The organism is Mycobacterium sp. Soil_C_30 (assembly GCF_057656995.1).
This window is the reverse complement of sequence record NZ_JBDGJH010000005.1, coordinates 16,610-31,548: the sequence shown is the minus strand read 5'-3', so window position 1 is coordinate 31,548 and position 14,939 is coordinate 16,610. Positions and strand designations below refer to the sequence as shown.

Genomic DNA, 14,939 nt, shown 5'->3' with positions numbered 1-14,939 from the left:
AGAGCATGAAATCCGATCTCATATGTGGGGAGATGTGACATTGTGAGTGATCATGGTGGATGAAGGTGCCGAATCAGCGGAGAGATACGCGAGCCCGCGCGGGGATAAAAAATGGGTTCGCATAGGTCCGCTTGGTATATCCGTCACGCCCCTAACTGCAATCGACGCCGCTGAATTGGCCGGCAGTGCCCCAACTGTCGGTAAAGAGCTCCTTCTCAATCACAATCTGCACAGCGCGTATTTGCATGACACTGATGAGAAGTTTCGGGCGTTGTACAAGCTCGCTGACTGGGTCGTTGTTGACGGCACCCCAATACTGTGGCTTTCTGCCATCTTCTCGAGAGCACGGATGTCGCCCGCCTTGAGGATCTCATCGACTGACTGGATTGCGGCGCTTCCCCGTGTCGTTGGGGCACGTCGCCTGTTCGTCTTCGGCGCGACGAATGAGTCGAATAAGAATGCGATTGAGAACCTCAGAGCGCTGTTGCCGGACTGGAAAATCTCGGGCGTCGACGGTTATGTCGATGAGAAGCTCGCGGTGTCCCTTATCGGAGAGTTCCAGCCCGACCTCGTTATCGTAGGTCTTGGAATGCCGCGGCAGGAGCATTTTCTACTTCGGCATTTGAACGCCCTTCCGGACGCAACGTACGCTACGGTCGGCGGCGCAATCGATTACGTGGCGGGGACAACACGTCTGGCGCCTAGGTGGATTGGTCGCTTTGGGATTGAGTGGGCTTGGCGCCTTGTGAACGAACCGCGCCGCCTCGCTTATCGGTATCTAATTGAACCCAATCTCCTTCTCTGCCGCGCGTTTCGCAGACTCGGCCAACGGTATTTAACCCCGTGACCAGTGGTTTCGCAGCCAATAAATGTCGCGCGGACCGCTCGCACGAATCGCCACTCCAACCCCGGTCGTCAACCTTGATCATGACGACGTGCCAAGGTCTTTTCTCCAGAATCCGCGTCAATCATGCCGGTCAGCCGGGCTTCTCGATACGGTCGAATTAATGAGGCTCGGGACGCTGAACAGACGATCGAAAGCGGGACTCCCCTGAACGAAATTCTGAGGCAGGTTCTCACTGCACTGTTCGGTCGCGGAGTTATAAAGATCGCGCAGTTTTTTACTTTTCTAATACTCGCACGCCTTCTAACGCCGGCTGACTTCGGCTGGTATGGGATTTTGACCACAGCGATTTCGGTAGCCGCGTTAATCGGCAGTTTGGGCCTGCGCGCATCTTTTGGATACGAGATCGGGCAAAACCACCGAAGTGCAGGGGAGGCGGCGGGAACCGCACTTGCGCTCTGGTTACCGTTAACATCCTTGACCGCGGCCAGCGTGTGGCTACTTTATGGGCGAGACCTACCGTCCTTGTCGACCTTGCAATCCGGCGGGATAATCTTCGTCTCCGTAGCGGGGTCGCTTCTGATCATTTTGATGCAGGGTGTCTTCCTCGGGCGTGGGGAAATCAGGCTCTTTACTCTGAGTGAGACGATGCCCGGTCTCGCGCTAACGGGGATTACCACGGGTTTGGCGTTGATCTCCGCGGTCACGTTGCGGAACGCTCTGTGGGCGTACAGCTTTAGCTTCTTAATTGCTTCGCCGGTCGTTGTGTGGCTTGCGTTGAGGGGGACGGGACGCCTCGCCGTCGGGTTCCGTCAGCTGGGACGTTCCTTCCGCTACGGGTTGATCTACGCCGTAAATCTAGTCCTCACCACGATCAGCGCTCGGCTATCAATGTTTGTCATTGGGTTCTATCTCGGTGCGGCTCCGGCAGGAGAGTTCTTTGCGGCCATCCGCTTGAACGAGATGATATTGGAAGCGGCAACCGTTGTGGGTGTTGTCTTGTTCTCCAACGCAGCTCGGCAGGAGAACGGTGTTACCGTCCTAGGTCGAAACGCGAGAATAGCGACATGGATGTTTTGGCTATTCATGCTCCTCGCTGTCCCCGTCGTCTTAGCAGCGCCACGGCTTGTGGAGGCGATTGCAGGTGGCGACTATCCGGCAGCAGGCCCTGCTCTGCAGATCATGGCCCTCTGCATGGCCCCTACCGCGGCCAGCAAGATCATCTATCAAACGCTTTCCGGTAGCGGCAACGCGCGATTCGGCACTCCGGTAATTGTCGCCAGTTTGGCAACTACTCTGGCCATGGCTTTCGCGCTAGTGCCCGATATGGGAGTGAACGGCGGCGCGATCGCGTTGGTGCTTGGGCGGTATGTCTTGTTCATCGGCTACATCATCAGCTGTCGACGACGTTATGAAATTTCCGTGCGTGATCTCTTAGTGCCTCGCGGAGATGATGCGCGTCGCCTCTGGCGGTACGCAGCTTCCAGAATGCGACGCATGCGGCCATGATGGCGAAGCGGTGTGCGGACCTCGCGCCCGCAAGTCATGTGCTTGAAAGCGGCAGCGAGCGTCGTGGTCTGCGGATTAGACGGGATGCCCGGAGGCGCGGCATGAAGCGGCAAAATTGCTTGCCGGTGCGCTTCGTGGTTCTAGGCCTCAGTTCGCGATGCTGCGTGGGATCGCTGCCGTCAAGTTACACCGGTAGAGTCCGGGCCTTGTGCTGCCGTGGAACGCTCTCCGACGGCTGCCGAAGCCCTAGGAGGGAGGGCGGGGTTTCGCCTGGCCACGCTGGTAACGAAACGCAGACGTATCTCCTGAGACTTCATGCCGAGCGACCCCACCCTTGGACGAACATGCGTTGCCTGGGTGGGCAAGCTAGGCTGATTGACGAAGGCGGGGTGCCGGTCAACTGGGGGTGTTGTGGCTTGGACGGCGACCGGGGGGTTTTCCCATCGCAAAGTAGCGGGCCAGTCCGCATGGGCACTAGCCGTTTAGGTTTTGAGTTGGCGAGTAGGTAAGTGATTTATGCGCGTTGATAAGGCCAACAAATCCGGCCATCTGGCTTCTGCGTTAGAGTCACAAAGTCAGCCGGCAGGCTCTTATAGGCTTGCAACTGCCTACGTTCTGGCCGCAGTGGGGCTCAGCCTGCATTTTTTCCAGGGAATTGCTGCGAACGGCCTTCTCATTCTTGTAATGATCGGTTTGGTTATTGCAAATTTCACGAGCAGTAGGACCAGACTGCTCTCTCACGACTGGATGTACCTGTTCTATCTCGGCTTCGCATTGCTCTCGGCGTTATGGAGTGTCTCGTCGCAGGCGACGCTAGAGCAGGCGCTCCCGATGATCGTGCCTTGGCTCGCGACGTTCTTGTTGTGCGACCTCCGAGAGGTGTGGGTCTGCCGTCTCGTCCTGTTGATCGCAGTGGCGACGGCGTTGTTATCGGTGATTATGTCGCAGCTCGACAAGGGTTTAGCGTATCAACCGGTCTCATCAAGCGGCGCCCCTGAGCTGCGGGGTGTATTTGCACATCAGCTGTTTCTTGGTGCCTTTCTCACAGTCGCGCTGGGGCTCGTAGTCATCGCGTACCTTAATAAAGAAGCCGGCTCGGTCGTCGGTAAATCAAAGTTCCTCGCGTTCGCAGCTCTAATCGTGCTGATTGTTGTTGTCTATCTCTCGCGCACCCGGCTGTATGTGGCAGCGGGCGTAATATCTTTGTTTTTGACGTGGCTTCTCTCCCGCGCGACGTCGCGACGATGGCTAGGCGCCTCACTGTTGGCAGTAGGGTCTATTGGGATTGCGCTTTCCTATGGAAGGGTGATGACCTACCTCGAATCCCAAAATTTCGATCTGACGTTGACTGGCCGCACTGACGTCTGGGAAAGAACTCTCGCTGCGGTTGAAGGCGGCTCCGATTTCTGGGGGTTCGGATTTGGAACATTTCAGCTTCCAGTCTTCGATTATCTTTTCGGAAACTTCCGTCCGAGTCACGCCAACAATTCCTTTATCCAGGCCTATTTCGAAATCGGACTCGTTGGATTAGCGATTCTGGTAGTGCTAGTGATCACCCAGGTGATAGCGGCTTGGCGCTATTCGGTCCGCTCGAACCGCTATTCTTACAGTCTTTTCTTGGTTTTGTTCTGCGTATTCGGCAGCCTTACAGGCGGGGGAATGTACGCGGGCTTCCTCACTACGGTTTTTTGTCTCATGATGTTATTCCTGTCGATAGAAAGTCATAAAGTTCTATCGAGCGCCGGTGAGTTAAGTCCACAATCTTCAATCGGCCCTGCGTCATCACTTCGCTCAAATTGAGATCGGTAAACGGCACTTGATTCGGCGAATACTGCGGGCACTTGATAAGCTTTTGAAGATACATTGTCACGTTCGATGCTCGACGCGGATTAAGGGATAGTAAAGGATTTACGTGCCCATGCAAGTTTCAAACATCGGTAGGCTTCGAGACGGCGCGAGGGGAGCGGTATCTACTCGGGCGTTTGTCAATATGCATGCCCAATCCGAGAACGCTGGTGATGCACTTGTGCTTCGCGAGTTAATCACCCTCGTGTCATCGAGAGTCGCGACGGAGCTATATCTCGGCCGCTGGCCGGAAAGTTTCGTTCGGCAACTGGATATAGCGAGCAATACTTCGGTGGTCGCACACCGAGGGCGAAGCGCAGCTGGGCTAGTGGGCGATATTATTCGTGCGCGCGTAAAGGGTGTTCGCTGCTACTACTTTTTGACTGCGGGAGCGCCCCACGGAGAACGAACTTGGAAGCAATTCTTCGTCGATATTGTCCGTATTTGCTGGCTATCGGTGCTAGCTGCCTTGGGTGTCCGCGTTTGTCAGGTGGGTGTGTCTTTCGAGAATATCGGCCCGAGGCACGCAAGGGTCCTGAAATGGCGTTCCCGCGTTCTCTATGCTTCGGTACCGCGAGATAAGACCAGCTTCAACTACATGCAGGAGTTGGGGGTGCGTGCGACCGGACTGATGCCGGATGTCACGCTGAATCTGTTTACGACACCTCCTACGCCCTTTGGTGTTGCTCGCAACCGAATTGCCTTCAGCTTCCGAACAGACAAATATCTTGGCATCCGCGAACGTTTGAGTGAGATCGTCATGAGCGTATGTGCTACCGCGCCGGAAGCAACCGAGTTCGTTTTCGTTTCACAGGTTCTTCGCGACGAGCCGTTTATGCGCGAGCTCGCGGACAAAGCCAAAGCATCTTGGCCGGATCGTGTGTCGTTCCTCGACTGCCACGAAAGCATTGACACCGCATTCGCGACATACCGAGGCTGTAGCGCCGTAATATCAAACCGTCTTCACGCTTTACTTCCGGCTCTGAAAGAGGGCGCAACGCCTGTTGCTTTACTCGATCTTGACCTCGACCCGAAGATATCAGGGGTTTTTGAGTCAATCAGCCTAACCGATCAGATCTTAGACGTCCGTACTGCAAATGCTGTCGGAGTCGTTGAGCGGACGAAGCCGATCACGTTCGACGGAAGTGAAGTGGCACGTACTTTGAATGAATTCTTTGATAATTTGTTGGAACCCACTGCCAGTATCAAGTGACCCAGTCGGCCATGGTCGAACCCGACCCCGATAGTTGAGCCGGCGGTCGCTTAGCACGGCCGAGCGGCAGCGACCGGGTAACTCGTGGCGCTGCTCGGGGCGGCTCCCAGTCCGTTGGGGGTGTTGATACAAGGGGGGAGATCGAAAGTGAGCAACATGGCGCCGCCTCATCCTTTGCAGGCAGGTGCGGGTGATGGCTCGTGTCGCGATGTGCCAGACGCCATTGCCGCTCGGTGATGCGGTGCATCCTATGCACCGGTAACCTTCGACTCGGGTGGAGTATCGCGCGCCACGGCCCCGGGTGATTACGTGGCAATGATAACCAAGCGCAGTATGCGCCAAGTCTCGGTCTGCGAGGGGATTTTTGTGAAAACAGTCGGGATCATGTCGATGCAACGGATCCACAACTATGGTTCGACCTTGCAGGCTTATAGTCTCAAACAGCTCCTCGAGGCAACGGGCTCCGGGGTACGCGTTTCATTCGTGGATTATCGACCGGGTGATGTGCTTGTCAAGGATTCAAATTCGCAAAATGGAAAGTTGGGCCGCGTTGTTGCCAAATTGCGCGAATACAACGACGTAAACGCACCTGTCAAGGACCGACTGCGATTTTTCGACCACAAGCGTGCTTACGGCAAGCGCTACTTTCCGATGGTTGGTATTCCGGCTAGCCCCAATTATGACCTCGAGCTCGATTGTCAAGTCATAGGCAGTGACGAGGTGTTCAACTGCGTTCAGAGCAATTCGAACGTGGGCTACTCGCGAGATTTGTTCGGCCATGAGTCGCCGGCACGGCGACTCATCAGTTACGCGGCATCCTTCGGAAACACGTCGCTTGCCAAGATCCGCGCCGCGGGCATCGCTGACGACGTAGCCAAGGACCTGATGCACTTCGACGTCCTGTCGGTGCGTGATCTAAATTCGCAAGAGATCATTCGCGAACTGATTGACCGCGATCCTTATCTTCACGTCGATCCCGCTCTTGCCTACGATCTGGTTCGCGACCCGCGAGTGCCTTCGAGGCGGCTATATGCCCAGCCCTACTTAATAGTCTACGGGTATTCCGGGCGATTGACCGCAGAAGAGAACAAGGCCCTTCGAGACTACGCTGACCGGATCGGTGCGCAGATCTTAACGTTTGGTGGAGTGCAAGAGTGTGGCGACGCTTTCGTGGAATGCAGCCCATTCGAATTGCTAGCATTTTTCCGTGATGCAATTGGTGTGGTGACCGATACCTTCCACGGCACGATTTTCTCGATCATCAACCATCGTCCATTCGCAACCATCGTCCGTGCTAGTAATGCTGGTGGTTACGGAAATGAGGAGAAACTCGGCTTCCTACTTGATCTGTTCGGGCTCTCATCTCGCCGCCTCAATGGTGCGGGCATGATTGATGAGGTGCTGTCAACGCCATTGGATGACATTGCGATTGATGAGATGCTTGCTATCGAGCGGGCGAGAACTCGCAACTACCTCAAAGAGAATGTCGCCGTTTCTTCGAATCAGGAGATGCAGTGAAGACGAATACCTCTCGGCCGAAGCAGCACGCCAAGAAGCTCCTGCAGAAGATTCGTCTGCGATACCTCGCACATAAGGACGTGGCTCGCTTCTCGCGAACCGCCTCGTTCTCGATCTTCGATACCGGGTATGAACAGGTTGTATCGCGCGTCATGTACAACGTGCATGCGATTGAGAAAGGACTCGCCCGGACCGGCGACTTTCGACCAGGTTTCGGACGCAAGGCCTTATCGAATTTGAACGACGCGCTGGTTGTTTACCGGACTGCCGGTCATGATCTCAGTGGTTTCGCGTACGAGCAGGGCGTTTCGGTGTTTCAGCGTTATAAGGAGCTCCACGCGAAGTTCGACCACGATGTCAGCTTCCTCGAGGAGATCGTCGATCCCGAGTTTCTCGATGCTCGAGCCGACAAAGGGGTTGCCGGAACGAAAGTTGTGCATCGCGCCGACAAGCTGCAGAACAATGAGAAGAACTTCTACGAGGTGGCGTATGGTCGCAGCAGCGTGCGCCAGTTCTCTGGTCGGCCCATCGACACCTCGAAAGTGATGGCCGCATTGCAAGCCGCCGAAAAGACCCCATCGGTGTGCAACCGGCAAGGATGGCGCGTTTACTGGGTTGAGGATAAAGAGCTTGCGGCGCGTGTTCTTGAGCACCAGCGAGGGTTCGGGCAACGGCAGATGCCGGAAGTGCTGCTCACAATCACTGTTTCGAACAACACGTTTCTGAGTCCGGTCGAGCGCAACGAAGCCTTCGTGGATGGGGGCCTTTTCTCGATGTCGGTGATGTACGGCCTCGAGCACGAAGGCCTCGCAGCGGTTCCACTCAACGCGATGATGTATTACAAGGATCAGCGCGCTGTACGGGAGTTGTTGTCGATCGATGATTCCGAAATGATCACTATGTTCATCGCAGTTGGCGATTTTCCAGACGAAACTGTTGTGCCGATCTCCGACCGCAAACCTGCTGCTACCTTTGTGCGCCGACGCGGGTGTCCATCGCCAACGAACTAGACCCTTCGATAACTGGCCGCCGGCGAGGGGCGTGTGATCGAGGCCGATCTAAGTTGCAACCTGCCCGGGCAACGCCCGGTTACGAGCCGGCACGCGTAGAACGCGGCAGCGTGACCGAATCCGAACGCGGCTCTCGGGTTGCGAGCGTGCCAGGCCCTGTTCTCCTGCTGGAGTAAAGGTCGTGCACGCTAACGCGTGCCCATACCTTTGTACGTCCAGCCCGAGACCCTCCACTTTGCCTGATCGAGACAGTTTCGTCCGTCGATGATGCGCTTAGAACGTACGATCCCGTCCAGGTCTTGTGGCTCGAGTTTCCGAAATTCCTCCCACTCTGTGAGCACGAGTGTGACATCTGCGTCGCGGCAAGCTTCTTTTACGCTAGTTGCGTAGTCCAACGTCGGAAACAGCTTGCGGCAGTTATCGATTGCTTTCGGGTCGTAAACAGAGACCGAAGCGCCCTGCAGCTGAATCTGGCCAGCGATATTCAGCGCCGGCGAGTCCCTAATGTCATCTGAATCGGGTTTGAAAGCGGCGCCAAGCACAGCGACCCTTGCCCCGATGAGGGATCCGCCCACGATATCTCTGGTCATCTCCATCAGCTTCGCGCGGCGTCTCATGTTGATGCTGTCCACCTCGCGGAGAAATGTCAGCGCTTGGTTGGCGCCAAGTTCACCCGCACGCGCCATGAATGCACGAATGTCTTTCGGTAGGCAGCCGCCCCCGAACCCGATCCCTGCGTTGAGGAAACGCCGACCGATCCTCGCGTCGTACCCGATTGCGTCGGCCAACTCAGTGACGTCGGCCCCGGCAGCCTCACACACTTCCGCCATGGCGTTGATGAACGAGATCTTCGTTGCCAGGAACGCGTTGGCGGCAGTCTTGACTAGTTCCGCGGTCTCACGATCAGTGACCAGGAATGGAACGCCCTCAGCCAGTATGCTGCCGTACACCTCTCTCGCAACTTCTTCTGCGCGGCCTTTGCGGCCACTGTCCACGCCGAGCACGATCCGGTCCGGATGGAGGGTGTCTTGTACCGCGAACCCTTCTCGAAGAAACTCCGGGTTCCAAGCCACTTCTGCGGCATCGCCGACGGGCGCTAAGCGCCGTACGATCTCGCCGACGCGGGCTGCCGTACCGACAGGCACTGTCGACTTGCCGAAGATGACAGACGGCCGAGTTATGAGCGGCGCCAGAGTTGTTGCGACAGTGTCAACGTACGTGACGTCAGCAGCGAATTCGCCGCGTTTCTGCGGCGTGGCCACACCGATGAAGTGCACGTCGGCGAACTCGGCAGCCTCTTCATAGGACGAGGTGAAGCGAAGGCGGCCCGCATCGACGTTTGCTTTGAGCACCCCGTCGAGCCCCGGCTCGTAAAAGGGGACTTCCCCTGCGGCTAGCTTCGCGAGCTTCACGGGGTCGACATCGACGCCAATCACATCATGTCCCAGCTCGGCCATGCACGCAGCGTGTGTCGCACCCAAGTAGCCGGTTCCGAAAACCGCTATCCGACAACCCATTTGACTTCCCCCACTTAGTTCCCCATTAGCGCACCCGATACCAGCGCATCAGAGTGTCATCGCGTTTGCCGCCCTGAGTCGTGTTTACGACCGGACCAGCATTCACCAATCTCACCACACTCGCTACCCGTGCGGCCGGTCGCGCTCGCCTCACCCATCTAAGGACGCTGCTAGCGGCATCTGCGAGCTTCTCGCGCGTAGGCAGCCGCGAAGGAACTCTGAACTAAGGTCTATCGGATGTGGCCGAATAACGATGGAGGCGATCGTTCTGCACATTCTTTTTGTCTGCACCGGGAACATTTGTCGTTCTCCGATCGGAGAGCGGCTGGCCGCAGCGCATGCCGCCCAGCTCGGCATTCCCAACCTCATTTCGTCTAGCGCGGGGACACGGGCTGTGATTGCGCATCCCATGCACGAGCAGGCCGCGCGTGTACTGGAGGAGCTAGGTGGTGATCCCGCCGGCTTTGTCGCGAGGCAACTAACAGCCAAGGTCGCCTCCCAGGCCGATCTTGTGCTGGCAATGACTCGTGCGCACCGCGACAAAGTGCTTGGACTCGCGCCTCGGCTACTGCGACGAACCTTCACGATGTCCGAGGCTGCGCACATCGCGGCGCATCCAGAAGCGGAAACTATTGCGGACCTGGCTCTGCTACGGCCGCAACTGGCCACGCAGGCGTTGGCCGATGTGCCGGACCCGATCGGCCAAGAAGCCAGGGTTTTCGACGCGGTGGGCTCGCAGATAGCCGATTTCTTACCCCCGATCCTCGAGCTAGTTCGGCGTTCTTCGATGCCTGTTTGACCACCGCGGCGAGCTTGCTGCGAGAACTGGTGCTGCGCGGTGGAAACCGCTTTCAGGCAGTGCGGCCATTCGTGTAGCTGTTGTTTGAGGCCTGCAAAGTTACGCAAGGGTGAATTTTCACCGCGCAATCGAGAGCCGGTAGGCCCGGGCGTGCTAGTTTTCTGAGCGAAGGCTGAGCTGACCTTGAGAATCGCGTGGTCGGTGAGTTAAAGTTGCAGCCCAAGGGGGCGATTATGTGGGGGGATCGATGACGGCGGTACATGAGCGGCTAGGCAACCTAGCAAACTCCGAATCCCCAAATGGCTTTCCGCGTAGGCCCTCCCAGGTCCCGGGCTGGCAGCGGAGTTATGCCCAGCGACTCGTGGTGGTCGACCTCGTCGGCGTTATTTTGGCAATCGGACTTGCGCAGTGGTTGCGATTCGGTGAGTTGTCAGGCGGGGAACTTCCGGCCACCGAGCACACCTTCCAGTATTCGAACTACACCACCGTCTCCATCGTCATCGCCGCCGCCTGGATGCTGGCGTTGTCCATCAACCGTTCTCGCTCACCGCGCATCATCGGCTCCGGTGCTGAGGAGTACCGCCGCGTAGTCCTCGCGACGCTGTCGACGTTCGGTTCTGTCGCCGTTATCTCGATGCTCTTCAAGCTCGAGATCGCACGCGGATATCTGATGATCGCGTTGCCCACCGGCATTCTGATTCTGGCGCTGTTCCGTTGGCTGGCCCGCCGCCAGATCGTCAAGGCCCGCCAAGACGGCCATTGCCTGACCCGGGTTCTGGTTGTGGGCAATGCCCCAGCCGTTCGCGATTTCACCAAAGCGCTTGCACGCGAACCAGGTACGGAGTACCGCGTCGTCGGCGCGTGCATTGCGGGCCCGGAACAACGCAAATACATCGACGTCCCGGGCGTGGGCACCATCCGCACCTTCGGTGACGAGACCAATATTCCGGCCGCCGTGGCGGCGACGGATTGCCAGGCGGTAGCTGTGACGGCCACCGAGCGTCTCGACGGCCGCGGCATCCGTGACCTGTCCTGGGAGCTCGAGAAGCACAACATCGACCTGCTGGTCTCGCCGGGCGTCGTCGACGTTGCGGTGCCGCGGCTGCAGATGCGCCCGGTCGCCGGCCTGCCGCTCATCCATGTCGAGAAGCCGCAGTACCACGGCGCGAAGCGGTTCGAGAAGCGCTTCTTCGACGTCGTGTTCTCCAGCGCAGTGCTACTTTTCGCCTCGCCGATCCTGATCGCCGTCGCCATCGCGATCAAGCTCACCAGCCGCGGCCCGGTGTTCTACCTCTCCGAGCGCATCGGTATCGACGGCAAACCGTTCGAGATGATCAAGTTCCGCACCATGGTGGTCGATGCGGACAAGATGATCGACAAGCTGGCCTCGCAGAACGAGAGCGAGGGCGGGGTGCTGTTCAAGATCAAGGAAGACCCCCGCGTCACCACCGTCGGCCGCATTCTGCGCAAGTTCAGCATCGACGAACTGCCACAGTTCATCAACGTGCTCAAGCGCGATATGAGCGTCGTCGGTCCGCGTCCTCCGCTGGCACGCGAAGTGAAGACCTACGATGACTACGCCAAGAAGCGCCTGCTGGTGAAGCCGGGTATCACCGGCCTCTGGCAGGTCAGCGGACGCTCCGACCTCTCCTGGGAGGACTCGGTTCGCCTCGACATGTTCTACGTCGAGAACTGGACCATGATCTCCGACATGGTGATCGCGGTGAAGACGGTCCGCGCCGTCTTCTCCAGCTCCGGCGCCTACTGAGCCCCGCACTCCGCGATCCGGCGCCGCAGAAACGCCCTGCCGGGCTCTGAGCTGTTGTAATCCAAGGCAACTCGATACCAGTGCCCTGCTTCGGCGTGCCGTCCGGCGCGCCGAAGCAGATCGGCACGCACCGACGGCACCAGGTTCGACCGGGCCAGACGCGGATCATGGGCGACCTTCTCCAACTCGGCCAACCCGGCTGCTGCACCACGAAGGAAGCCGACCGCCAGCGCACGGTTGGCCCGCACCACCGGCGAGTCCGTCATCGTCGACAACCGGTCATACGCCGCGCAGATGGTGGCCCAGTCGGTTTGCTCCCAACTGGGGGAGCAGGCATGCACGGCGGCGATGACCGCCTGGGGGAGATACGGCCCGGACGAGCCCTGCGCCCTTCGCAGCCGCTCCAGCCCACGCGCGATTTTGGATTGATTCCACCGCCGGCGGTCCTGCTCATCCAGGGGAACCAATGCGCCGGTGGCGTCCACCCGGGTGCCGCGTCGCGAATCGTGCAGCAGCACAAGCGCAGCCAGAGCGTGAGATTCCCGGTCGGCCGGCATCAATGCACACAACTCACCGGACAGCCGGATGCCCTCGTCGCACAGTTCATCGCGGATGGCCGACGGGCCGCCGGTGGACCAATAGCCCTCGGTGAACACCGAATACACACACGACAGCACATGCGGCATCCGCTGCGGCAGCAGCTCCGCCGGCGGCACCCGCAGCGGGATGTTGGCGTGCCGAATCTTGTTCTTGGCGCGCGTGATTCGCTGACCGACGGCGGCCTCGCTGATCAGCAACGCACGGGCGATCTCGGCGACCGTCAACCCCGACACCAGGCGCAGCGTCAGCGCCAACTGCGAAGAGCGCTCCAACGCGGGATGTGCGCAGGTGAACATCATCCGCAGCTCATCGTCGCGCACCGGGTGCGGTTCACTGCCGGAGGCGCGGACCAGCATGCCATCGGCCACGGCAGCCAATTCCTTTCCCGGACGCGCAGATTCGCGCCGCAGGCGATCCAGCGCACGGTTGCGGCCCACCGTGACCAGCCAACCGCGCGGGTTGTCCGGCACACCGTCACGGCCCCACGTGCGCAGTGCCTCGGCGCAGGCTTCCTGAACGGCGTCCTCGGCCACGGTGAGATCGCCGCACCAGCGCGCCAACGCCGCCACTGCGGAACCCCATTCGCGCCGGAAGACGCCGTCCAGGTCTGACACAGCGTTCTACGCGACCGCCCAACCCATGAGTTGCCGGACCTCGACCGCCGAAGCGGGAATCATCGACGCGATCTTGACGGCCTCGTCTCTGTCGGCGGCCCGCAGCAGATAGAACCCGTTGGCCACCTCGGCGCCTTCGGCATACGGACCGTCGGTGAAGAGGGTCTGACCGTCGCGAACCTTCACGGTGGTGGCCGTCGACGGTGGATGCAGGGGAGCGCCACCGAGAATGTGATCACCAGCGGCCTTGCCGAACGCCTGGTGCTCGCACAGGCCGTTGGCCCATTGCTCCTCGTCGGCGGGTCCGCACACCTGGCCGGGAGGTTCGAGCAGTAGCGCCAGCCAATCCGCGCCCACCTGCTCCGTCGGCGCCTCCCACGCGACCATCGGCCACACCTCGACCGCCCCGTCCCGGCATGCCGGCATCTGCCGGGCCAACTCCAGAACGTCGTCGAGGTTGTCGGCTTCCAGTACGTAGAAACCGCCCGCCACCTCGGCGCCTTCGGCGAAAGGCCCGTCGGTGATCACCGGGTTGGCGGGCCCACCGGTGATGCGCACCGCCTCCGCGGCGTCGGCCAGCGCGTCGCCCCCGCGAATCGCGTACGCGATGCGGGTGTCCAACTCGGTGTATTCGGCGATGAGCGCCTGTTGGGCGGCTTCTCCGCCTTCAGTGGTCTGCGGGCCCAGCAGCAGTACGAAATAGTGCATCGTCGTCCGTCCTCGTCAGTGAGCGGAAACCGGTGTGTCCACTCTCTACCTGAAGGACGAACGACGATGCAGCGATCCGACAGCCGAGCCGAAAAAGCTCTTAGGGCTTTACATACGTCACGAGGCTGACGTCCAGCGCCTCGTCGACGAAGTAGTACTGACACCCGGTGAGGTAACGCATGTAGTCGTTGTAGGACTGTTCACCGGCGGCCGCAATGGCCTCGTCCTTGTGCTGCTCCAGGCGGGCGGCCCAGATTCCGAGCGTCTTGATGTAGTGATTGCGCAGCGACAGCGTCTCGGGCACGGTGAACCCGGCCTTCTCGCCGTGCTCCACCATCATCTGCGTGGTCGGGATGCGACCACCGGGGAAGATGACCTCGCCGATGAACTTCGCGAACCGCGCCAGCTCGAAGGTCAACTTCTTACCGCGCGCCATCAGGTCGTTGGGGTGGTACCCGCAGCTGCTCTGGATGGTCATGCGACCGCCGGAGGGCAGGCTGTCGAAACAGGTCTTGAAGAAGGCGTCGTAGCGCTCGAACCCGAAGTGCTCGAAGGCCTCGATGGAGACGATGCGGTCGACGGAGCCGGAGAACTGCTCCCAGCCCTCGAGGCGCACGTCGAAGGTGCGCTCGGAGTTGACGTCGCTGAGCAGCTTGTTGCAGTAAGCCTGTTGGTTCTTGCTCAGGGTCAGGCCGATGACGTTGACGTTATACTTCTCCATGGCGCGCTGCAGGGTCAGACCCCAGCCGCACCCGACCTCCAACAGCGTCATCCCCGGCTTCAGCTCCAGCCGGTCCAGGTGCTGGTCGACGTTGGCGATCTGCGCTTCGGACAGTGTGCAATTGGGGCCGGTGAAAAATCCGCAGCTGTATTTGCGCGTCGGATCCTGGAACACCCCGAAGAAGTCATCGGACAGGTCGTAATGCGCCTGGATGTCCTCGAAATGCGGCTGCAAATCCGCGGTACCCGAAGTCTGATCAGCCATCTGTCTTAC

General features: G+C 59.3%; 12 protein-coding genes. 8 read left to right on the top strand and 4 right to left on the bottom strand.

Features of this window, described 5'->3' with window-relative positions:
- The first annotated feature begins 52 nt into the window (after nt 1-52).
- The 6 genes from AC3A6P_RS10785 to AC3A6P_RS10760 all read left to right on the top strand — a co-directional run bounded on the left by AC3A6P_RS10785 (nt 53) and on the right by AC3A6P_RS10760 (nt 7,939).
- A complete protein-coding gene (locus tag AC3A6P_RS10785; protein ID WP_487691920.1) occupies nt 53-847 on the top strand; it encodes a WecB/TagA/CpsF family glycosyltransferase in 795 nt (264 codons plus the stop codon).
- Nucleotides 848-970: 123 nt separating this feature from the next.
- Nucleotides 971-2,353: a lipopolysaccharide biosynthesis protein gene (locus tag AC3A6P_RS10780; RefSeq protein ID WP_487691485.1), complete on the top strand. Its 1,383-nt coding sequence runs from the start codon at nt 971-973 to the stop codon at nt 2,351-2,353.
- Nucleotides 2,354-2,869: 516 nt separating this feature from the next.
- The gene (locus AC3A6P_RS10775) at nt 2,870-4,153 is read left to right on the top strand and encodes an O-antigen ligase family protein (protein ID WP_487691484.1); all 1,284 of its coding nucleotides are present in this window, start codon (nt 2,870-2,872) and stop codon (nt 4,151-4,153) included.
- A 118-nt stretch (nt 4,154-4,271) separates the two neighbouring features.
- Nucleotides 4,272-5,411: a polysaccharide pyruvyl transferase family protein gene (locus AC3A6P_RS10770; protein ID WP_487691919.1), complete on the top strand. Its 1,140-nt coding sequence runs from the start codon at nt 4,272-4,274 to the stop codon at nt 5,409-5,411.
- Nucleotides 5,412-5,726: 315 nt separating this feature from the next.
- Nucleotides 5,727-6,929: a polysaccharide pyruvyl transferase family protein gene (locus AC3A6P_RS10765; RefSeq protein ID WP_487691918.1), complete on the top strand. Its 1,203-nt coding sequence runs from the start codon at nt 5,727-5,729 to the stop codon at nt 6,927-6,929.
- Nucleotides 6,926-7,939, top strand: coding sequence for a nitroreductase family protein (locus AC3A6P_RS10760; RefSeq protein ID WP_487691483.1), 1,014 nt, complete (start codon nt 6,926-6,928; stop codon nt 7,937-7,939). The genes AC3A6P_RS10765 and AC3A6P_RS10760 overlap by 4 nt, the downstream gene beginning before the upstream one ends.
- A gap of 188 nt (nt 7,940-8,127) precedes the next feature.
- On the opposite strand, the gene AC3A6P_RS10755 is transcribed toward AC3A6P_RS10760, so the two are convergent.
- Nucleotides 8,128-9,456 (bottom strand): UDP-glucose dehydrogenase family protein, encoded by a 1,329-nt coding sequence (locus tag AC3A6P_RS10755; RefSeq protein ID WP_487691482.1) that lies wholly within the window; start codon nt 9,454-9,456, stop codon nt 8,128-8,130.
- A gap of 253 nt (nt 9,457-9,709) precedes the next feature.
- Between AC3A6P_RS10755 and AC3A6P_RS10750 the strand changes: the two genes are divergently transcribed.
- Nucleotides 9,710-10,255 (top strand): arsenate reductase/protein-tyrosine-phosphatase family protein, encoded by a 546-nt coding sequence (locus tag AC3A6P_RS10750; RefSeq protein WP_487691481.1) that lies wholly within the window; start codon nt 9,710-9,712, stop codon nt 10,253-10,255.
- 247 nt (nt 10,256-10,502) lie between these two features.
- Nucleotides 10,503-12,023, top strand: coding sequence for a sugar transferase (locus AC3A6P_RS10745; protein ID WP_487691480.1), 1,521 nt, complete (start codon nt 10,503-10,505; stop codon nt 12,021-12,023).
- On the opposite strand, the gene AC3A6P_RS10740 is transcribed toward AC3A6P_RS10745, so the two are convergent.
- From AC3A6P_RS10740 to AC3A6P_RS10730, 3 genes are all read right to left on the bottom strand, one after another.
- Nucleotides 12,017-13,237 (bottom strand): RNA polymerase sigma factor, encoded by a 1,221-nt coding sequence (locus AC3A6P_RS10740; RefSeq protein ID WP_487691479.1) that lies wholly within the window; start codon nt 13,235-13,237, stop codon nt 12,017-12,019. The two genes, AC3A6P_RS10745 and AC3A6P_RS10740, sit on opposite strands and share 7 nt — an antisense overlap.
- A 6-nt stretch (nt 13,238-13,243) precedes the next feature.
- Nucleotides 13,244-13,945: a YciI family protein gene (locus AC3A6P_RS10735; protein WP_487691478.1), complete on the bottom strand. Its 702-nt coding sequence runs from the start codon at nt 13,943-13,945 to the stop codon at nt 13,244-13,246.
- A 100-nt stretch (nt 13,946-14,045) separates the two neighbouring features.
- Complete coding sequence (locus AC3A6P_RS10730; protein ID WP_487691477.1) at nt 14,046-14,930, bottom strand: cyclopropane mycolic acid synthase family methyltransferase; 885 nt, start codon at nt 14,928-14,930, stop codon at nt 14,046-14,048.
- Nucleotides 14,931-14,939: the final 9 nt, after the last annotated feature.